Source organism: Sinorhizobium sp. BG8, assembly GCF_016864555.1.
Lineage (GTDB): Bacteria > Pseudomonadota > Alphaproteobacteria > Rhizobiales > Rhizobiaceae > BG8.
Window position 1 is genome coordinate 2,598,019 of sequence record NZ_CP044011.1, and the last position, 20,434, is coordinate 2,618,452.

Genomic DNA, 20,434 nt, shown 5'->3' on the forward strand with positions numbered 1-20,434 from the left:
TCACGCGAACGATCGCATGGAAGGCGCGTTTCAGACGGAAAGGGATAAGCGGTGTTTTCCTCGCACACTGACCAAGCGCGGCAGGTCGTTCCGGAAGCTACCCCTGCGACATTGATGGCAAGAATGCGCGCCGGAAGCCGCCATTCCGCCCCATGCGGGTGACTAGATCACGAATTCTGCCTCGTACGTCTGTGGCTCGGGAACGACCGTAAGGTCCACCGGAATGATCCAGTTGGCCGCGTAGCTCTCGCAGTCGGACCGCTGGAGCTCGGGCTGTACGCGTCCCGCCCCATCGATCGCGCGACATCGCAGTATATATCGGCCCACTTCTTCAGGGGTCCACATGTACTCCCACAAGCGCCATGCAAAGGGACGTTCTGTTTCGAGGAGCCTTCCCTCGCGCCAGCCCCTGCCATCTCCGGTGCAGACCTGCACCTGCCGGATGGCAGCCTCTCCGCTCCAGGCGGCTCCGAAGATCCGGTACGGTTGGCCGACGATGAGATGCGCGCCCTGTACGGGACGCGCGATCTGCGCTTTGACCTCCATCTCCGTAAGGGGGACCAGCGTGGGTTCCCCGAGGCTGCGCTCCCAACGGAAATAGTCGCGCGCCTGCCAGTAGCCAAGGAACGGTTGCTCCACAACCGTGATATGCGTGATCCACTTGACCCAGGCCATGCCGAACCAGCCACCCACGACCGCGCGTAGCGGGTAGCCGTGATCGCGCGTCAACGGCTGCTCGTTCATCGAATAGGCAAGGATCGTGCTGGGAGCCATGGCCTTCTCAAGCGGTAAGCTGCGCGCAAAAGCGATGGGGCCGGGAGAAGCCGTTTTCTTGTTCGCATCGACGACGCCGCTGTCGGCACCTACGAGCAGAACCTCACGTGCGGTTTGCTTGACGCCCGCCATCTCCAAAATCTCGCGCAGAGGGACACCTGTCCACGCGGCATTGCCGACGGCTCCATTCTGCCACTGCAACCCCTCCCTCGGCGGCACATAGTAGACGCGCCCGTTCCCTGCGCACTCGACGACGGCGGTCAAAGTCGTGCTCCGCATCGCCTTTATGCTGTCGAGATCAAGTTCGATCGGCCGCTCCACCGCCCCGTCAACGCGCAATCTCCAGTCTCGCGCATCGAGATCCGGCGACGGGAAATGGTTTCGCACGAAGAACAGCTCGGTCGGGATCAGCCAATCGGAGAGCGACGCAAACGGAAACTCGATGTTGTCCGGGGATTTCTGTCGCACTATCAGACTGGGTTGCTGTCGTGTCGGCATCGTCCTCGTCTCCCCTTCCAAGAGCACAACGTCGGCTTTCGGTCGCGCGAATTCCGGTTCTCGATCACACCGCCCCTCGCAGTGCGCCTGTCGCATTCTGCCTTCGGACCGCATTCTAGTACATACCGCACGTTCCCCGGATCGACCTCGAACAGCCTACATAATATAGGGAATGCGCGGGGGATGAACGGGCGCGGGGGGCGTCTCGGTCAGGACGTGACGAAGAAGGCGCGGTGGGGAGCCATCATGGAATGCGGCGGACCCGCCGCACCGCGCGCTAGGGAAGCTCCGTGGCCCAGCTCTTCACGCAATCGGCCATTGTGGCGAGATGATCGGATGCGGAGAAGCCGGAGATCTTCTTCCGGGGCTTCAGGTCATGGTCTCCGTCCTCGAGCCAGAGCAGGCGGATTTTTTGAGACAGGCTGTAGGACGCGACTTCGTCCCGGGTGCCAAACTCGTCCCGGGTCCCTTGGACGATCAGCGCCGGCGTCTCGAGGTTTTCGAGATGGGCGGTGCGGAGGCTTTCTGGCTTGCCGGGAGGGTGAAAGGGATAGCCGAGACACAGCAGCCCGCGGATCTTTCCCGCCCCATGGAGTTCGTCGGCAAGCATGCTGGCGACCCGTCCGCCCATCGACTTGCCGCCGATGACGAGAGGGCCCGTCCCGCCAAGCTCGGCGACGGCCGCCCGGTATTCCGGAATGAGCGTTTCGGCCCGGGGCGGGGGCTTGCGGCTGCCTTCGAGCCGCCGCGCCGCCATGTAGGAGAATTCGAACCTGACCACGCGAAAGCCGGCCGAGGCAAGCGCCGTGCTGGCAGCCGTCATGGAGCCGGAGTCCATGGCGCCGCCGGCGCCGTGGGCGAGCAGAATCGTGCAAGGGGCGTCGCCCGCGCCGGTGATCAGGAATCGGTCGCTCATCGTGAATTCATAGACCCCGGTGGTGGCCGACGGCAACGGATTGGTGAGGTTCGACCCTTGTCGGGAGCGGTTTCCACCCCTCTATCGGGCGAATTTCTCGATCTTTCCGGCAGGCCCTTGACAACCGGGCGCATTGAGACCATCTACACGCCATCACCCGTTTCGACGACCTTCCGCGCGATCCATGATCGAGCATTCGATGGTTGTCCGGGTCGAAAAGGGCGCTCCCCGGAAACGGGTCGAGCGCCTTTTTCATTTCTCGCCTGCCGCTCAACTCAGCGGGGAGCTTTTCCGAAATTGTGCAGCAAATGCCACCAATGGCTGCTTTTTGCCGGTTGCGGCCTTCCACCTGTCACGGCACTCGGGAATCCATTTCAGGGTAAAGAACAACGCTTTCCTGTGCGGTTGGCTCGTTACGCGCCCCGACAAATACGGCTGGTTGGGCTCCCCGATTGACGGCTACGTGCAACACGTTGGCGGGGATGTATAGATAGTCTCCGGGATGCATCACATCCCTGTGCTGGAGTTCATCGCCACTCCACAGCTCCAACTCTTCACCGCTCAACATGTAGAAGGCAGTCTCGTGGCGCTCATGCACATGCGCCTTGGTGCGTCTCCCAGGCGGGATCGTAGCGATGCCGAGCCACAATGCGGTTGAGCCGACTGATTCCGCACTAATGCCGGGGAGGTAATCGGACCCCTGTTCGGCCCGGTATCCTGCGTCTCCTTTGGATACCGTGGCCTTGCCCCGAGAGAAGCCTGGACCTGCAACGGTTCGGTCTTTTGAAATCGTCATTTTGACCTCCTCTGTGGTAGCCTGCTCGACCAGCGCAAAAGGATCGCAAGAAGACCGACCGGAGTCCTTAATGGGAGGGCGAAAAGTTCCGAATTCTTCCGAAGAGGCCATGGCCGATAGCGTCGCGCCGGAACGGTTCGCGTTCGGGGCGTTCATCCTCGACATGCAGCGCGGCGAACTGACCTGTGAGGGGCGGCGGGTGGCAATTGGCCATAAAGGCTTGTTGTTGCTGCACGCGCTCGTGCGAGCGTCGATGCAGGTCGTGAGCAAGTCCGCGCTGATGGAAGCAGCCTGGCCCGCCGCTGTCGTTGAGGAAAGCAATCTCTCGGTTCAGATCGCTGCCTTACGCAAGATGCTGGGGCCCCAACCGGAGGGGAACGAGTGGATCGCCACCGTGCCTCGTGCGGGGTATCGTTTTGCCGGCCGGGTGAATAGCCTGCATCCCGCTGCCGCTGATGCGCCCGAGGCTTTGCCCGGTTCGCTCGAGAACCTCGGCACACCATCGATAGTGGTCCTGCCGTTCGCTAATTTGAGCAATGACAAGGAGCAGGCGTATCTGGTGGATGGTATCACCGAAGATGTGATCACTGCGCTCACGAGATTTCGGTGGTTTCGGGTCATCGGACGCAATTCAAGCTTCGTCTACAGGAACAAGTCCGTGAACGCCAAGCAGGTGGGCCAGGAACTGGGTGTCGGCTATGTGCTCGAAGGAAGTGTGCGCCGCTCTGGCGGTCGCCTTCGGGTCTCCACTCAACTGGTCGAGACCACCTCGGCCAGCCAAGTCTGGGCCGAACGGTATGACGTGGAACTGGTAGAGGCATTCGCAGTTCAAGACGCCATCGCGGAGAGGGTCGCAGGTGCGATTGAGCCGGAACTGCTGAAGACGGCATCACTCCCCGCGGCGGCGCAGCATACGGGAAACATGACAGCGTGGGAGATAGTGCGGCAGGGGACCTGGTATTTCCACCACGTTGGCCAGCAGACCCATCTGGCGGCACGAGAGCTATTCAGGCAGGCGTGTCGGCTCAACCCCGAACTTGCTGAAGCACATCTCTGGCTTGGTCGCGTGAGCGCCGGCATCGTCGCCTATGGATGGAGCGAGCACCCTTCGGAAGACATCAGGGAAGGGTTGAATGCCGCCTTCGCGGCAGTTCGGCTCGATGAAAAGAACCCGTACACACATTACGCGCTGGCGATCTGCAGCGCTTACTCGGATGCACCCGAACAGGCGGTCCTTGCCGCCGAAAGGGCGATCGAGATCAGCCCGAGTTTCGCCCTTGGCCACCTTGTCCTGGGAATGGCGGAACTCTTTAGGGGTAACGCGTCCAGTGCCATTGCGCCACTGGAACACGGCCTCATGTTGAATGCCAACGACCCTCAAAACTTCGTTTGGCTGAACCTGCTGGCGCTGGCCCACCTGTTTGCAGGCGACGGAACAAACGCGCTAGCTGCTGCCGTGAGAGCCCAAAAGGTGCGCCCTGCATGGCGGCCGGTCCAGGAAACGCTGGCCTGCTGCTATGCGACTGTCGGGCGTCTTGCAGAGGCTCGACAGTCGCGCGAGTTGATGAGCGAAATGGAGAACCCGCCAGGCGATGCTTTAGAGCCGCTAAGACAGCGCAATCCGCATTGGCAGGAACGATTGGCAGAATTGTTGAAGCAAATCCCGAGTGAGCCGCTTCCGACAGGAGCCGCGCATCAGGAGCTGCGGCAAAGGACGTTCGACTAGGCCGTTCCCAGATACCGCCGTCCACACATGGCGCAAGGCTGCCAACGCCGCATCGTTGCCGAATGGTGGCATTCGCTACCTGATACCCGAGTTTTCTCCGGTGCCGGAGGAGACCATCCGAAGCGTATCCTCGAGAATTTCGTCCGACAGATCCGGATCCTCCACCAGGCGTGACATGACCAGGGCGCCGACCAGGCTCGAGAGGTCGCGGATCGCGCGGGCGCGGTCCGGTTTCTGGCCGGCTTCTTCCTGAAGTTTCCCGATCAGCGCGATCCGGCTGCGCACGTAGTCGGTGATCTCCCCACGTTGGCCGGCGGGCAGTCGCGCGATCTCAGGGCCGAGCGCGGCGACGGCGCAGCCATCTCCGACGGCATCGCGATGCGAGGGCGCGAGATAGGCAGCGGCGAAGGCTTCGAGAGAGGGGATGGCAGGGTCCGCGCTCTCGCCTTGCCGGATGGCATGGGAGACGGCCTCGGCGACAAGGTCGTCCTTCGATTTGAAATGACCGTAGAAGCCGCCATGGGTCAGGCCGGCCCCCTTCATGACAGCATCGATGCCGACGGCGTGGATACCGTTCTCGCGAAACAGCTGTGCAGCCGTCTCGATGATCCGCTGCCTGTTTTCCCTTGCCTGCTCCTTGGTGGGGCGCATGTTTGATCCTCATGAATTCCTGCTTGACAAATTATATGACGATCGTAATTTAAATGCAACAAATGACGATCGTCATGCAAAATCATATTCACTCATCAAGGAAGGTGACACATGCGCTACAGGATGTTCGGCCGCACCGGCCTTCGCGTTTCCACCCTCGCGCTCGGCACGGGCAATTTCGGCACCGGCTGGGGCTACGGGTCCAGCCGTGACGAGGCCAAGGCGGTCTACGACGCCTATCGCGCGGCCGGCGGAAATTTCATCGATACCGCCGACCAGTACCAGTTCGGCCAGTCCGAGACGATGGTCGGCGAATTCATCGCCGGCGAGCGTGAGGACGTGGTCGTCGCCACAAAATTCTCGCTGGGCGCCACATACGGTGCCGGGCTTCACCACACCGGCAACAGCCGCAAGGCGATGGTCCAGTCGGTGGAGGCGAGCCTGAAGCGGCTGGGCACCGACCGGATCGACCTCCTGTGGGTGCACATGCCCGATGGCGTGACGCCGATCGACGAGATTGCCCGGGGCCTCGACGATCTCGTTCGGTCCGGAAAGATCCTCTATTCAGGCCTCTCCGATTTCCCGGCCTGGCGGGTCGCGACGGCGGCGACGCTCGCGGACCTGCGCGGCTGGGCGCCGATCTCTGCCCTCCAGCTCGAATACAGCCTCGTTGAGCGCACGGCCGAACGCGAGCTCCTGCCGATGGCCGCCGCCTTCGGGCTTGGCACCGTCGGCTGGTCGCCGCTCGGCGGCGGGCTGCTTACCGGAAAGTATCGCAAGGGCGAGACGGGAAGGGCGCAGGGTCTCGGCGTGGTGATCCACGGCGAGAGCGACGCGCGCAAGACCGCGACCGTCGATGCGGTTCTCGCCATCGCGGAGGAGATCGGGACTGCGCCCGGCCAGGTTGCCATTGCCTGGGTTCTGTCCAAGGGGACGCTGCCGATCCTCGGGCCGCGTACGCCCGCGCAGCTCGCCGACAATCTTGCTGCCATCGACGTGAAGCTGAGCGAGGACCAGATTGCCCGCCTCGATGCGGCAAGCGCGATCGTCCTCGGCTTCCCCACGATGTGGTGGCGGCAAGCGCCGGAACGCTTGCCGGCGGCAAGCTGGACCTCATCGATTGGCCGGCAGTGCCGGTGAAGTGACGGCGAGGCTTTCTTTCATTATCGGGCAAGGGGAGCCGCCGGTCGGCGGTTTACTGAGCCCCGGCAGCCGTTTACCCGGTGAGCGCACGGTGCCGCGCGGTCACTGGGGCAGTTCAAGCGCGGACGCAGCTTCTTCCCTGGAGGCCACAGGGACATTCGCGTCCGTGACCTTGCGGACCAGCTCGTATTTGGCTTCGGTAATCTTGAGCATGCGGTACCAGTCCACGAGGTCGTCCCAGGGGTCCTTGATCTTGCCGAGCCCCGAGACGAAGGCGACGACGGTGCCGATTTCGGTCTTTCCCTTCACGACGAAGTAGCCGCCAAGCGCGAAGATGCCGATGTACCCGATCTGGGACATCAGGTTCATCAGGAAGTTCATCACGAACTTCAGCATGTAGATGCCCATGCTGATCGAGAAGATCGTGCTCACGCGCATTTGCTGTGCGCCGTCGCTGTCGAACGCGCCGCCGGCCGCCACGATGCCTTCGCTGACGTCGCGCATGGTCGAAGTCTTGTTGACCACCCGGTAGTTTATGGCGCCCTGGATGATCGGCACGAAGACGAGCTGGGGCACGAACACGACCATCGTCACCAGGGCCATCATGGGTTGCAGGTAGATCAGGTAGCCGGTCACCGCGCACAGGATGCCGATCTGCAGGCAGGACTGGGACAGGCTGTCGCCCACGAAGCTCCCGATCGGCTCGGCCTCTGCAACGATGATCGACAGCTGGACGCCTTCCCCGAACCCGGGCCGCGGGTGGTCTTCGATGCACCTTGCCGTCTCGAAGATGTGCAGGCGGAGCCACCGCGTCGCCGACTCGCTGATCCAGTTGCGGTAGATGTTGAGGAGAAGCTTGGTCAGCCCTTCGCCGACGACCAACACGCCATAGACGATTGTGAGCAGCGCGATCATGCCGAACGGGCCGCCCTCGGTTGCGATATTGATGATGCGCCGCTGCAGCTCGAGCGGCACGGTGCCGATCGAGAAGAGCAGCACCGAGATGAGGATGACGCCGATCTGGTGACGACCGCTGACGTTCCAGACGAAGCCGATGAGACGCGCCGACAGCAGGCTTGCAGCGAAATCCGAGTTGGCGAGCAATGGTTTCATGTCACGACGCACCCGCGACACGGCGCATTCGCCGTGGACCGGTGGAGAGCATTGCAGCCGGCCTCGCATGCCGCCTTGATATTGCTCAAATGCCGGCCGGGAAAATCCGGCGGATGAGGGTCCAAGGCGGCGGAAGCGGCGCGCGAAAAGCTCGGACCGGCCTCCAAAATATGCGAAACTCCTCGTGGCGCTTGACCTGACGCAAGGACGACCCGCTGCAGTCTGCAATCATGAGCAGGACATCAACCGGCGGGAGCGGGAAGAGGGAGGAGGGCTTTCAATGATCGACGACGCGTGGCGAAACCTCTGGGTCGCAGCCCTTATGGCTGTGTTCATCGCGATCTCCTGGTACCTGTATTACAGTCGGTCCGCTGCCGAGAGCGGTCCGCCGCAGCCGACACAGTCGATGGAGCAGCGGATCGGCTCACCGGCATGAGCCGGGTCTGTCCGCTTGTCGGAAGGCTTCGGTTTGAAAAATGTCTGCGGAAGGAGGCCGGGCTTGAGGGCGATGGTTCTGGAAGAGACCGGTGGCGCTCTGAAGAGCGTGGAGCGTCCGGATCCGGTGCCGGGGGCGGGCGAAATCGCTGTCAGGGTGGAGGCCTGCGCGGTGTGCCGAACCGACCTGCACGTGATCGACGGCGACCTGCCTCCACCAAAGCTTCCGCTCGTTCCCGGGCATGAGATCGTCGGGATCGTCGAGGCCGTGGGGCAGGGCGTACCCTTCGAGCGGATCGGGCGGCGGGTCGGGATCCCGTGGCTCGGTCAAACCTGCGGGCGCTGCCCCTATTGCAGGACGGATGCGGAAAACCTCTGCGACAACCCGCTCTTTACCGGCTACACGCGCGACGGAGGCTTTGCCACCCATGCCGTTGCCTCCTCCGACTTTGCCTTCGACCTCGATCCCGACGCCGATGCGGTTTCGCTAGCACCGCTGCTGTGTGCCGGCCTCATTGGCTGGCGGTCGCTGAAGAAGGCGGGCGAGGGCCGGCGGATCGGGATATACGGCTTCGGCGCGGCGGCCCACATCATCACGCAGGTCTGCGTATGGCAGGGTCGCGCCGTCTATGCCTTCACCCGCGACGGGGACAACGAGGCCCAGCGCTTCGCGATGGAGCTCGGCGCGACATGGGCCGGCGGCTCAAGCGAACCCGCTCCCGTGTCCCTCGATGCCGCAATCATCTTCGCGCCGGTGGGCGATCTCGTACCGAAGGCGCTTGCGGCGGTGCGCAAGGGCGGCCACGTCGTCTGCGGCGGCATCCATATGAGCGACATTCCGGCCATGCCCTACGAGATCCTCTGGGGCGAGCGCAGCGTGGCGTCGGTAGCGAACCTCACGCGTTCCGACGCCGCCGAGTTCCTTGAGGTTGCGCGGCAGGCAAGGGTCAGGACCCGGACGACGGCCTATCCGCTGGCCGCGGCAAACGAGGCGCTCGCCGATCTGCGTGCGGGCAGGCTTAGCGGTGCCGCAGTGCTGGTACCGTGATGGCGAGGGGACGTTTTGCTCGGCGTGAGCAGGACCGGCACCATCAAGACGCCCGTTCCACGGCCATGCGGCCGGTGATCTCGGTGGGCTCGATGGCGTAGAAGATATGCACCGATTTTCCGGCGATGGCTTGCGTGTCGGGTTTCAGGCCACCCGGCTCCCACCAGTTCACGTAGCGCTCGAGCAGCGACCACGCTGTCATGTGCTGCTGGTGCCACTGGCCGGTGTCGGGCAGTTCCCGATAGCGGCCGTAGAGGACGACGCTTCTCCATTCGCTCGGGCCGCCGTGCTTTTCGGCCTGGACGCAGACCTTGGGATTCTCCCGCATCCAGTCGACCTTCCGCCCCGGCATGGTGAAGCTGTAGAGCATGTTGTTCGAGAACGCGTAGTAGATCGGGACGACATAGGGCTGCCCCTCATGAGAACAGGCGAGCCGTCCCAATCGACAGCTTTCGAGCAGCGAGACGCAATCTTCGTAACTCATCGGCTTGATAAACATCGCATGCATCCCCCGCCGAGAACAGGATGGCACTCTAGCATATCCGACGGTTCGTGACGTCCCAATCGGCCGCTCTCGTCGGAACATGAAAGCGCGAATGCCCCCCGTTTCCATTGATCCCAGTCAACGGGCAGCCGGGAATTCTCGGGCAGACGGAAGAGACGCCTTTGCGGAGAACGCCCATCCGTGCTCTGCTCGAGGCGCCACGCATGCGGCCTGCAACAGTTGTTCCGAGGATACCGGTCGCCGATGATCGTCCTGCCCGCATTGTCGACCTCTCGCGCCGTGCTCGTCGCGATCGCCTGCAGCGGGCTGGTGATCGGCGGCGCTCTCTGGATGGCTTCCGGAGAGACGGCCGCTGAGTGGGCGTGGACCGTGGCCACGCTTCCCGTTCTCGCCGCACTGGCCGTCGAGATCGTTACGGCCTTGAGAAGAGGGGAGGTCGGGCTCGATCTGGTCGCGGCCCTCTCCATGTCCGCGGCTCTTGCCTTCGGCGAACCGCTCGCGGGAAATGTCGTGGCGCTGATGTATGCGGGCGGGCAGCTTCTTGAAAGCTACGCCGAGGGGCGTGCGCGCCGCGAGATGACCACCCTGCTTGGACGCGTCGCGCGCACTGCCATGCTCCACGACGGCGAAACGCTCAGGGAGGTGCCCGTCGTCGATCTGAAGCCGAAGGATCTCATACTGGTTCGCCACGGTGAGGTCGTCCCGGTCGACGGATCGCTCGTCTCCGAGATCGCCGTCCTCGACCAGTCGAGCCTTACCGGCGAAAGCGTGCCGGTGGAGAAGTTCAATTCCGACGAGATCCTCAGTGGTTCCACCAATGTCGGCAATGCCTTCGATCTCAAGACTGAGAGATCCGCCACGGACAGCACCTATGCCAATATCGTCCGGCTCGTCAGCCAGGCGCAGGAGAGCAAGGCGCCGAGCGTTCGCATGGCCGACCGCTTTGCCGTCTGGTTCCTGCTGCTGACGCTGCTGATTGCAGGGGTGGCCTGGTGGGTCTCGGGCGACCGCGTGCGCGCACTTGCAGTGCTCGTCGTGGCGACGCCCTGTCCGCTAATCCTAGCCCTGCCGGTCGCCATCATTTCCGGGATGTCGCGTGCGGCGAAGCTCGGTGTCCTCATCAAGGGCGGGGAAGCCCTGGAGACGCTCGCCAAGGTGAAGGCGGCGGTGCTCGACAAGACGGGGACGCTGACCTACGGCCAGGCGCGCATCGTGGACATCAGGACTGTCGAAGGCTGGCGGGAAGACGAGTTGCTGAGGCTCGCCGCCTCACTGGACCAGGCGTCGAGCCATGTGATCGCCGAGGCGCTGGTGGAAGGGGCGCACCGAAGGAACCTGGTGCTCTCCACGCCGACGGGCGTGCGCGAGGCCGCAGGGACCGGTGTCTCGGGCACCGTCGAGGGCCGGCGCGTCGTCATCGGCGGCAGCCGCTACGTGCGCGAAAACAGCACGCGCGGCGACCCCTACGCCCTGCGACAGGGCGTTGCCGACGATGCTGCGGTCGTCGCCGTCGCCGTGGATGGGGCGGTCGCCGGAATAATCCTGCTCGCCGACCGGCTAAGACCCGATGCACCGGCCATGCTGCAGGCCTTCCGGGAAATCGGCATAGAGCGGGTCGTTCTCGCTTCGGGGGACAGGAAGGACGTCGTCGCGTCGATCGCCCGCCAGCTCGGGATCACAGAGGCGCACGGCGAACTGGACCCTGTTCACAAGGTGGAACTGGTGAAGCGGGAGGCCGAGCGATGTCCGGTCATGATGCTCGGCGACGGCGTCAACGACGCTCCGGCGCTCGCGACGGCGACGGTGGGCGTCGCCATGGGGGCGAGGGGGCGGCGGCATCGTCGGAGAGCGCGGGCGTCGTGCTGCTGGTCGACAGGCTCGACAATCTCATCGGCGCAGTCAGGGTGGCGCATCGCACGCGAAGGATAGCGCTGGAAAGCGTGCTTGCCGGTCTCGGCCTGTCGGTCGCCGCAATGATCGTCGCCGCCTTCGGCTATCTTCCGCCGGTGGCCGGCGCCCTTGCGCAGGAGGCGATCGACGTTGCCGTCATCCTGAACGCCCTGCGTGCCCTGCGGTAGGCATCGCCGGGCTTCGGGCGACCGGGGTTATCTTGGCGGCGATCGCGGGAGACCGGCACGCTGGACGCGGGCGACCAGCTCGTCGATGATGGCGCGGTTCTCGTACAATTCCTGAAGGCGTACATACTGCGTCGACAGGCCCGGATCGAGCGCCAGCGCCTGCTGGACGAGCGCGCGCGCCTGATCGAGGTCGCCCAGGGCCGAAACGGCGGCAATCTGGTAGATCAGCGTCCTGCGGGTCTGGAACAGAAGCGCATGGGCGATCCGCAACATCTCGTCGTACCGCCCAAGCACGTAGAGCGCCGCCACGCGTTCCTCCACGATCCAGACCGGCAGGAACGGATCGAGGGAATCCGCCCGGTCGAGGAGTTCGAGCGCGCGCTCCGGGTCTCCCGAAAACAGATGGAACGAAGCAATCCTGCCGATCGTGTAGGCATTGTTCGGCGCAAGTTCATAGGCCTTGCCGTGATGGTAGCGGGAGGTGGCGAAGTCCCCCGACTTCATCTTGATCGCGCCCATGATCCGGTGCGCTTCAGGGTCGGTCGGGTCGACATCGAGCGCGTGGGCAACCTGTTTTTCGGCGCGGGGCATGTCGAAGTTCGGCAAGTTGCTCCAGGAGCATACATGCATTGCGAAGGGCCGGCCGAAACCCGGATCGGCGCTCATCGATCGCTCGAACCAGCCCATGGCCTTGTGGATGTGATCGTCCGACACGCCGACCAGCCGGTGATGATCGAGGCCGCGAAGGTAGCATTCATAGGCGGACATGTTTTCGGGGCGCTTGAGGCGCGCGGCCGCGAGCTCCGACTGTTCGACCCGGCCTGAAACGGTCGCCGCCACCTTTGCCGTGATCTCGTCCATGACGTCGAAGATGTGGTCGAACGGGCGCACGATCCGGTCGCTCCAGATCAGATGGCCCTCCGCTGTCTCCGTCAGCGCGATGTTGATGCGGATGTCGGTGCCGGTCTTGCGCACCGATCCGCCGACCACGTAGCGCACGCCGAGCTTCCTGCCGATCTCGACCGGGTCGGCGGTCGTCAACACGGTCGAGGCGGAGCGGGAACTGACATAGAGGCTCTTCAGCCGGCCGAGTTCGAGCGTCAGGTCGTCGGTTATTCCTTCCGCGAGAAACAACTGGTCCTGGTCCGCTCCGGAGGCGACGGAAAAGCGTGAAACCGCGATGGAATTCGGCCGGACAGGGTTCACGAGGCTTGCCTCGGGACGGGTGGGAGCGACCTGGCAGGCGTGCCGGTCCATCACCGCAGCCACGCGGTAGATCCGCAACGGCTCCGATATGCCCTTAAGCGTCCTCTCGCCGACGAAATCGAACTTGCACGGCGAAATGCGGTGAACGTGGTCATAGAGAGCACCCGAGACCTCGATCTCGCCTGGCGCCGCTGAGGCCTCTATCCGGGCGGCGATGTTCACGCCATCACCACGCAGGTCATCTCCGACGATCACGACGTCGGCGACATGCAGGCCGAAGCGCATGTCCCGCGCCGACACTCCGCTGTCGACGTCCATGCGCCATCGCGCCTCGATTGCGGCCCTGAGCGCATTGACGGGGCTCTCGAACTCCGCAAGCGCCGCGTCACCTGACGTAGCGAACACGCGGCCGCTGTGGCGCCGCACGATCTCGTTGACGATGCTCAGGCACGAATGGACCCTCGAAACAGTTGCCTCTTCGTCCACCTCCATTGCAGGAGTGGAGCCGACGAAGTCGCCCACCAATATGGTCGCCAGCTTGCGCTGCATCTCCTGAACCTCGGATCGCAGGTGCCCTATTGACGGACGATCTTAGCATAGGGTGCCGTGATCCGCGTCGAACAATACTGGACCGAAATCCTTCGCTTTCCGGCTTGACGGAAATCAATGCCCGATCATGACAGCCAGCTACTCTGACCGCTATAATCTGCGCATCAGCCAAGGAGTTCCGTCATGCCGTACAAGACTGTCTTGAGCGTTTCCGGCGTCGGCGATCCCGACGACGATCTGAGATCAGCAATCGAGCTTTGTGCGGCCGAGGGCGCCCATCTTTCGGCGCTGATCATGGCACTCGCAGCGCCGCCACCGATCGGGGAGTATGCCGCGGCCGTATCGGAGGCATGGCTCGAAGAACGGGAGCGCGACATGTCCGCCCTCGGAGATCGCAGGGTGCGCGCGCAGAACCTGCTCAACAACTCCGGCATCTCCTACGAACTCGCCGAGATCTATACCGAGGCCGCGTGGGTGTCGGATGAGGTCGGCACCCGTGCCCGGTATGCGGACGTGGTGCTGGTCGGCGGAGCGCTTTCGGCCGAGCGCAATCTCAGGAAAGGCGCGGTCGACGGCGGTCTCTTCAATTCCCCGTGCCCGGTCCTGATGGTTCCCAAGGGATGCAGGGCGACGCTTTCACCGCGCAGGATCCTGCTTGCCTGGAACTCCGGCCTCGAAGCTGCGCACGCGGCACGCGAAGCGATCGGCATGATGGCCGGCGCCGAGATGGTTCATGTGACGATGATCGATCCGAGGGCTTCGGAAATCGGCCAGGGCGAGGAGCCCGGTGCCGACATCGCCGCGCATCTCGCGCGCCATGGCATCACGGTGACGGTGGATCGCCTGTCGGGCGGCGGACGCACAGTGAGCGCGGTACTGAACGCGCATGCGCGCGACATCGCCGCCGACCTCATCGTGATGGGTGGTTACGGCCACTCGCGCCTCAGGGAACAGATCTTTGGCGGCGTCACGCGGGAGATGCTCGACACGGCGCAGGTGCCGCTGCTGATGGTGCACTGAAGCCGCTCGGTCACGCAGGCCCCGGCGTCACCTCCGCGGGCACGTGCGCCGGCGGGGGTGTGCCGAAATCGCGCTTGGGCTGCGGCGACCGGATGAGACGGAGCTCCCGCAGGAAGAAGCCTCGCGCCCGCTGCTGGCTACCGAGATTGATGACCGATGCGTTCGGCAGGTCGTTCTCGAAGAGCGACAGGACCCGCTGGAGCGTGGCGCGGTCCATGGTCTCGAGCGCCTCGTCGATGATGACCCACTGCGGCTTCAGCAGGCGAAGCCGGGCAAAGGCGAGAAGGCGCTGCTCGTCTTCGCTCAGCGTCCGGTCCCAGCGGCCCTCGCGGTCGAGTTTCGCCGAAAGCCGTTCGAGCCCGACGGCGGCAAGCGCGCCGGCAAGATCCGTATCGGTGAACGCTCCGAAGCGGGGGTAGGAGAGGACATCCCTCAACTTGCCCGTGGGCACGTAGGGGGTGCGGGGACAAGTGCGACCGTTTCGCGCGGTGGCATGTCGATCCTGCCGCTTCCCCAGGGAAGCAGGCCCGCGATCGTACGGAACAGCAGGGTCTTGCCGACGCCCGGCTCGCCGGTGATCAGCACCCGTTCTCCGGCCCGTATCGTGACATGCGGTTCCGTCAGCCGCGCGGAGCCGGTCGGGCACTTCATCTCGATCGCATCGAAGGTGAGGTGATCGCCCGAATTCTCTGAAAACTCGATATGCCGGTCCTGGTCGAATTCGGGGTCGGTGGAGACCAGCGCATTGCGGAAGTCCGCCACCCGCAGGAGCGTCGCCCGCCAGTCGGCGATGACCTCGATGTTGTTGATGAACCAGCGAAGCGACGAGTGCACCTGCGTGAAGGCGCCGACGGCCATCATAAGTCCGCCGAAGCTGATGTTTCCGGCGAAATAGACCGGTGCCGCGACGAGAATGGGGCCGACGACCATGAACCAGCCGTAGCCGTCGACGACCCATGCGAGCCTGAGCTGCGCTCCGAAGATGCGTCGCGTCACGGCGAGAATGGATGCCACATCGACTTCGAGGCGGCGCTTCTCCTCCGCCTCGCCGCCCGCGATCGCAATCGCGTCGACGTGTTCGTTGACTCGCATCAGCGAGAAGCGGAAATCCGCCTCGCGTGCATAGCGCTCGGTGTTGATGGTGATCTGCGAACGGCCGACGAGCCAGCTGAGGCATGAGGCCGTGCCGGCAAAGATGAAGGCCGCCCACACCATGTAACCCGGAATGGCGAAGGACGTTCCGCCGACATGGAAGATGAAGCCGGATGACAGCGACCACAGGACCCCGATGAAGGAGACCAGCAGGATCGAGGCCTGCAGGAGACCGAAGCCGAGATCGGTGGAAAGGTTCGCAAGATGCTGGGCATCCTGCTGCATCCGCTGGTCGGGGTTGACCCCGATGGCACCGGCATTGGCGACGCGAAACGCCCTTCCGGGCTTCATCCATTCTCCGATCAGGTCGAGCGTCAGGCCCTCACGGAGCTTCAGGCGGACCATCTGGTTGAGCCAGGTCTGTGTGATGTTGAAGAGCAGCAGAACACCGGCAATCTCAACGAACACCACGAGCTGGTGGAAGAAGGTGTCGAGGTCGCGGCGCTCGATGGCGTCGAAGAACGGCTTGTTCCAGCGGTTGAGGATGACCTGTCCGACAGCGGTTGCGACGACAACCGCGATGCTGGCCGCGACGAGCACGATAACCCTCGTGCAGACCGGGGAGGCCCAGAAGGCCCGCCGCATCGTCTTGACCTGATCGAGAAGTTTCGCTTCCGGAGGGATCTCCGTGGGGCTCATGCGCTTGTCCATGCTTCATTCCCTTCACCGCGAAAGGCAGGTGCCGATGCCGACCCATGCTCTCGAAGCGCTGCCTCCGAACCGGCGTTTTCACGGCCGCGGCAGGATGGCTCCCGAACATGAGTACGCGCGAAACAACCAAATGCTCGTATCGCCCACGCTGGGATACACGCCGGCGATCCTGGAAGGCCCAATCTTCATCCTATGAACCTCGCCCTCTGCTGCGGCGAGGGTACGAAGCAGGCGTCTCTCCGCCCTGCAATCCTGAACCTGTTGCGCGCAACGAACTCGTATGCACGGTCCGCCACTCTTCGAGGGATTGCGGAAAGTATCCGCACCAGGGTCCAGGGAAAACCGAGCCCTGCGATCATCCGGATCGAACCCTCGGACCGGAGATAAGCTCTGCCGTCTTCGATCAGCATGCTGGTCTCATGGTCGTGGCTGTCGAGACCGTAATGGCGGTAGAGCGCGGCGCCGGTCGCGGACTGGGTCGTCAGAAAACGATAGCGTCCGCGGCTGTCGGCATTAAGAGCGAACCGGACCCAGCCAGAGCAGAAAACGCATTGACCGTCGAACACGATAACCGGCCGGTCATCAGGGAAATGAGGGACGGTCGGGTCGCTGCGGTAGCTGTACTTCTGCATCCTGTTCGCTGGTCCGATTGTACTCTGATTCTTTTAAATCACTCCGCGATCATTGCCCAGCCAAGATGCCGTGACCGCGATCACACTGCACATCATTGCTGTAGATCATGTGATCTCCGACACATCGAACAGTGTGTGGAAACGTGGCGGAAAACCCTACGGAAACGGGTCCGCGCGATCGTCAGAAACAGTAGTGCGCGTTAACTCGCCGTTAATGAGGACGCCTGTTCCATAAGGCGGAAGTACTCGTGCAGTCTGTCCTGCTCACGGAAAGAATTCTGACACAGTATGCTTGATGTCGACAAAAATTGCGGCGATTTTGTCGTACCCTTTTCGCATTCGATCTGCTCGATGGTGCAGCCTGCCTTGCGGCGCGCGCAAATTACAGCAAGTAATACAACTCGATACCACCGATACCGTGCGGCACCTTCAGGTTAAACTTCGGCGAGGAAGGAGAAGACTGCCAACCCAATACGCATAAGGCGCGAGGAGCGCCTGAAGATCAGGACACTCCTGACCATGTGGTCAGTGATTTCAGTATGACGGACCACCCGTCACCCCTGTTCAGCGAATTGAGGAATTCTATGGCTCGCAAGAAACCGAGAAGCTACTTCAAGTCACACAGCATGGGCGCGATCATCGCGGTGCGCCGCCGCAAATCCAACAAGGCCTATGCCGCAGCTCTCGCCGCGTTCTTCACTTTCCCCACACCCGAACAGGCAGAGGCCGCCTGCGTCCCAGCCGTCCCGGTTTCGAACGACACGGTCGTCTGCAGCGGCAATGTGGACACCGGGTTTACGGTCGGCGGGTACACTGCCTTGACCGTGGACATTCTCAGCGGAACGAATTTCAACGGTCCGCTCGAGCTCTTTGACATCGGTGATCTCGATGTGACGGCTGCGGGCAACCTGCAGCGGGTCACTCTTTCCGATGCGACTGTGCTCACCTTCGACAATTCCGCCAACATCAACGGCGGCCTGTTCGTCAACGGCGACGGTACCTACACCGTCATCAATCGCCGGAACGGGATCATCAACACGGGATTCATCTTCATCGGGGACGGCGACTACACGATTCTCAACGAAGGTGATGTGCCGCTGACGAGCGTCAGGGGAACCTTCAACCAGGGGATCGTGGTCACCGGAGATGGCACGACGACCATCTACAATGCGGCCGATGCGACCATCAACGCGGGCATTACGATCAACGGAGCTAGCCAGACGACGATCACGAACTACGGCACGATCCAGAACCGCACGGCGCTCGGCAGCGGCGACGACCTGATCACCAACTACGACGGCGGCACGATCAACGGGCTCACGACGCAGGCCGACGGCGACGACCGCTTCCTGATGATCGGCGGCATCGTCAACGGCGAGATCCAGCAGGGCGCCGGGGAGGACGAGTTTTCGCTTCAGGGAGGTTCGGTGCAGGCCTACCTACGGGCGGGCGAGGACGACGACCTGATGACCTGGACCGGCGGCCTGATCAGCGGGATCGACATGGAAACCGGCGACGACGTTGCCACGATCACAGGCCAGACCGACACCGAACTGCGCAACATCGAAATCAATGGCGGGCTGGGTGACGATAGCCTGACGTGGGAAGATACGCAGGGGTCCAACCCCGCGCGGCTCGTGAACTGGGAACTGATCAGCCTCGAGAACGGCTCGACGCTGACGATGAACACCAACCTGACGCTCGGCGACACCGGTACCGGCAGCGGAGAGCTGTTCATCGACCAGACGAGCACGCTGTTTTCCGGTGCCGGCGACCACGTGATCAGCCCGGCGGTCACCGGCCAGCTGGTCGATGTCGTCAACGCCGGACTGATCGACCTGACGGACGGCTCTCCGCGATCGAACGACAGCCTCAGGATTGTCGGCAACTACGTGGGCCAGGACGGCGAGCTGCGGATCCAGACCAGATTGGACACGGACAATTCCCCATCCGACAAGCTGATCATCGACGGCGGCTCGGGTACGGGATCGACCGGGATCGACGTGATCAACCTCGACGGCACGGGAGCGTTGACCACGGCGAACGGCATTCTCGTGGTCGAGGCGCTGAACGGCGGGACGACTTCGACGGGCGCATTCTCGCTTTCCCACCGCGTCGTTGCCGGTGCCTACGAGTACCTCCTGTTTCGCAGCGGCGATACCGACGACACCGAGGACAACTGGTATCTGCGCAGCCACGTCGATGATGGTGACGGGGACGGCGATGGCGACGGAGACGGAGACGGAGACGGGGACGGCGATGGCGATGGGGATGGTGATGGAGACGGGGACGGCGATGGCGATGGCGATGGAGACGGTGACGGCGATGGGGATGGCGATGGGGATGGCGACGGCGATGGTGACGGTGATGGTGACGGGGACGGGGATGGCGATGGGGACGGGGATGGCGATGGGGACGGTGACGGGGATGGCGACGGCGATGGCGATGGGGACGGGGACGGTGACGGGGATGGGGACGGTGACGGGGATGGCGATGGCGATGGGGACGGCGACGGCGATGGGGACGGCGACGGTGACGGCGATGGAAACAGCGGGGAAGCGCCGCTCTACCGCCCGGAGGTGCCGGTCGATGTCGCCGTTCCGGCGGCTGCGCGGGAATTGCTGCGCACGACGCTCGGCACGTTCCATGAACGTCACGGTGAGCAGGCCTGGGTTATCGACGAAGAGGCTCTGCAGGCGATCTGGACACGCGTCTTCGGCGAGCGCTACTCGCACTATGTCGGCGGCCGGGCCGAATCCGACATCGATGCGACGATCTGGGGCTTCCAGCTAGGAGCGCCCCTCTACATCAATCCGCATGACAGCGGGCAGACCGACATCCTCGGCATTTTCGCGGGCTACAGCCGGTCGAGTGCCGATGTCGACGGTTTCGACCTCGGGCAGCATGGCGACGATGCCGGCAGCTTCGACATCGACGCCTACAGCGTGGCGGGCTACTGGACCCACACCTGGCCCGGCAATGGCTATCTCGATGCCGTCCTGATGTATTCCTGGCTCGATGTGGAAACGAATTCGCACGGCTTCAGTTCGGACTTCGACGGTTCGGCGATTACCGCTTCGCTCGAGGCCGGCAAGATCTTTGCGCTGAACGATACCTGGGCGATCGAGCCGCAGGCCCAGATCATCTTCACCCATCAGAGCTTCGACGAGTTCACCGATCCGGGCGGCAAGGTCGACATCAACAGCGGCAATGCCGTCATCGGCCGCATCGGAGGGCGCCTGCAGGCGGAGTACAAGACCGATACGGGCACGGTGAAGCCGTTCCTCCTCACCAATCTGTGGCATTCGTTCACCTCGGGGGACACCGTCCACTTCAACGGTGACAGCTTCACCAGCGACGACAACACCACGACGCTCGAGCTGGGGGCGGGCATCACGGCTGATGTCAGCGACAATGTCCGCGTCTATGCCAATGCGTCCTACGAGTTCGGTCTCGGCGGTACCGATTTCGACAGCGTAGAAGGCAAGATCGGTCTCAGGATCAAATGGTAGCGGGATCGGACGGAAGCCGGCCGCAGCGC

At 63.4% G+C, this 20,434-nt stretch carries 16 protein-coding genes and 1 pseudogene; 8 read left to right on the forward strand and 9 right to left on the reverse strand.

The genetic code is table 11. The features are described 5' to 3' along the window. Nucleotides 1-162: 162 nt before the first annotated feature. The 3 genes from F3Y30_RS12365 to F3Y30_RS12375 all read right to left on the reverse strand — a co-directional run bounded on the left by F3Y30_RS12365 (nt 163) and on the right by F3Y30_RS12375 (nt 2,984). Nucleotides 163-1,272, reverse strand: a complete 1,110-nt coding sequence (locus F3Y30_RS12365; protein WP_203423008.1) for a sulfite oxidase — start codon at nt 1,270-1,272, stop codon at nt 163-165. A 277-nt stretch (nt 1,273-1,549) separates the two neighbouring features. Continuing rightward, a complete protein-coding gene (locus F3Y30_RS12370) occupies nt 1,550-2,188 on the reverse strand; it encodes an alpha/beta family hydrolase (protein WP_203423009.1) in 639 nt (212 codons plus the stop codon). Nucleotides 2,189-2,540: 352 nt separating this feature from the next. Then, entirely contained in the window at nt 2,541-2,984 is a 444-nt protein-coding gene (locus F3Y30_RS12375) for a cupin domain-containing protein (protein WP_203423010.1), read from the reverse strand. Between the two features lie 109 nt (nt 2,985-3,093). Between F3Y30_RS12375 and F3Y30_RS12380 the strand changes: the two genes are divergently transcribed. After that, entirely contained in the window at nt 3,094-4,710 is a 1,617-nt protein-coding gene (locus F3Y30_RS12380) for a winged helix-turn-helix domain-containing protein (protein WP_246752727.1), read from the forward strand. Nucleotides 4,711-4,785: 75 nt separating this feature from the next. On the opposite strand, the gene F3Y30_RS12385 is transcribed toward F3Y30_RS12380, so the two are convergent. Then, complete coding sequence (locus tag F3Y30_RS12385; RefSeq protein WP_203423012.1) at nt 4,786-5,361, reverse strand: TetR/AcrR family transcriptional regulator; 576 nt, start codon at nt 5,359-5,361, stop codon at nt 4,786-4,788. 111 nt (nt 5,362-5,472) lie between these two features. Between F3Y30_RS12385 and F3Y30_RS12390 the strand changes: the two genes are divergently transcribed. Continuing rightward, on the forward strand, nt 5,473-6,501 hold the full coding sequence (locus F3Y30_RS12390) for an aldo/keto reductase (protein WP_246752728.1): 1,029 nt from the start codon (nt 5,473-5,475) through the stop codon (nt 6,499-6,501). A 105-nt stretch (nt 6,502-6,606) separates the two neighbouring features. On the opposite strand, the gene F3Y30_RS12395 is transcribed toward F3Y30_RS12390, so the two are convergent. Next, nucleotides 6,607-7,617 (reverse strand): ABC transporter ATP-binding protein, encoded by a 1,011-nt coding sequence (locus tag F3Y30_RS12395; protein WP_246752729.1) that lies wholly within the window; start codon nt 7,615-7,617, stop codon nt 6,607-6,609. Nucleotides 7,618-7,897: 280 nt separating this feature from the next. Here F3Y30_RS12395 and F3Y30_RS12400 point away from each other — a divergent pair, with 280 nt between their 5' ends. Next, nucleotides 7,898-8,053 (forward strand): hypothetical protein, encoded by a 156-nt coding sequence (locus F3Y30_RS12400; protein ID WP_203423013.1) that lies wholly within the window; start codon nt 7,898-7,900, stop codon nt 8,051-8,053. A gap of 63 nt (nt 8,054-8,116) precedes the next feature. Further along, a complete protein-coding gene (locus tag F3Y30_RS12405) occupies nt 8,117-9,100 on the forward strand; it encodes a zinc-dependent alcohol dehydrogenase family protein (RefSeq protein ID WP_203423014.1) in 984 nt (327 codons plus the stop codon). 43 nt (nt 9,101-9,143) lie between these two features. Here F3Y30_RS12405 and F3Y30_RS12410 read toward each other — a convergent pair whose 3' ends face one another. After that, nucleotides 9,144-9,599, reverse strand: coding sequence for a pyridoxamine 5'-phosphate oxidase family protein (locus F3Y30_RS12410; protein ID WP_203423015.1), 456 nt, complete (start codon nt 9,597-9,599; stop codon nt 9,144-9,146). A gap of 249 nt (nt 9,600-9,848) precedes the next feature. Here F3Y30_RS12410 and F3Y30_RS12415 point away from each other — a divergent pair, with 249 nt between their 5' ends. Then, a complete protein-coding gene (locus F3Y30_RS12415; RefSeq protein WP_348649841.1) occupies nt 9,849-11,534 on the forward strand; it encodes a heavy metal translocating P-type ATPase in 1,686 nt (561 codons plus the stop codon). Next, nucleotides 11,465-11,683, forward strand: a complete 219-nt coding sequence (locus F3Y30_RS26710) for a hypothetical protein (RefSeq protein WP_348649842.1) — start codon at nt 11,465-11,467, stop codon at nt 11,681-11,683. The genes F3Y30_RS12415 and F3Y30_RS26710 overlap by 70 nt, the downstream gene beginning before the upstream one ends. Nucleotides 11,684-11,710: 27 nt before the next feature. Here the strand turns inward: F3Y30_RS26710 and F3Y30_RS12420 are convergent, their stop codons facing one another. Beyond that, the gene (locus tag F3Y30_RS12420) at nt 11,711-13,438 is read right to left on the reverse strand and encodes an adenylate/guanylate cyclase domain-containing protein (protein WP_203423016.1); all 1,728 of its coding nucleotides are present in this window, start codon (nt 13,436-13,438) and stop codon (nt 11,711-11,713) included. Between the two features lie 183 nt (nt 13,439-13,621). On the opposite strand from F3Y30_RS12420, the gene F3Y30_RS12425 reads away from it, so the two are divergent. Further along, complete coding sequence (locus F3Y30_RS12425; protein ID WP_203423017.1) at nt 13,622-14,458, forward strand: universal stress protein; 837 nt, start codon at nt 13,622-13,624, stop codon at nt 14,456-14,458. A gap of 10 nt (nt 14,459-14,468) precedes the next feature. On the opposite strand, the pseudogene F3Y30_RS12430 reads toward F3Y30_RS12425, so the two are convergent. Next, nucleotides 14,469-16,249, reverse strand: a pseudogene (locus F3Y30_RS12430) (ABC transporter ATP-binding protein/permease). A gap of 197 nt (nt 16,250-16,446) precedes the next feature. Continuing rightward, a complete protein-coding gene (locus F3Y30_RS12435) occupies nt 16,447-16,893 on the reverse strand; it encodes a DCC1-like thiol-disulfide oxidoreductase family protein (protein WP_203423018.1) in 447 nt (148 codons plus the stop codon). Nucleotides 16,894-17,477: 584 nt separating this feature from the next. Here F3Y30_RS12435 and F3Y30_RS12440 point away from each other — a divergent pair. Beyond that, complete coding sequence (locus F3Y30_RS12440; protein WP_203423019.1) at nt 17,478-20,405, forward strand: autotransporter outer membrane beta-barrel domain-containing protein; 2,928 nt, start codon at nt 17,478-17,480, stop codon at nt 20,403-20,405. Nucleotides 20,406-20,434: the final 29 nt, after the last annotated feature.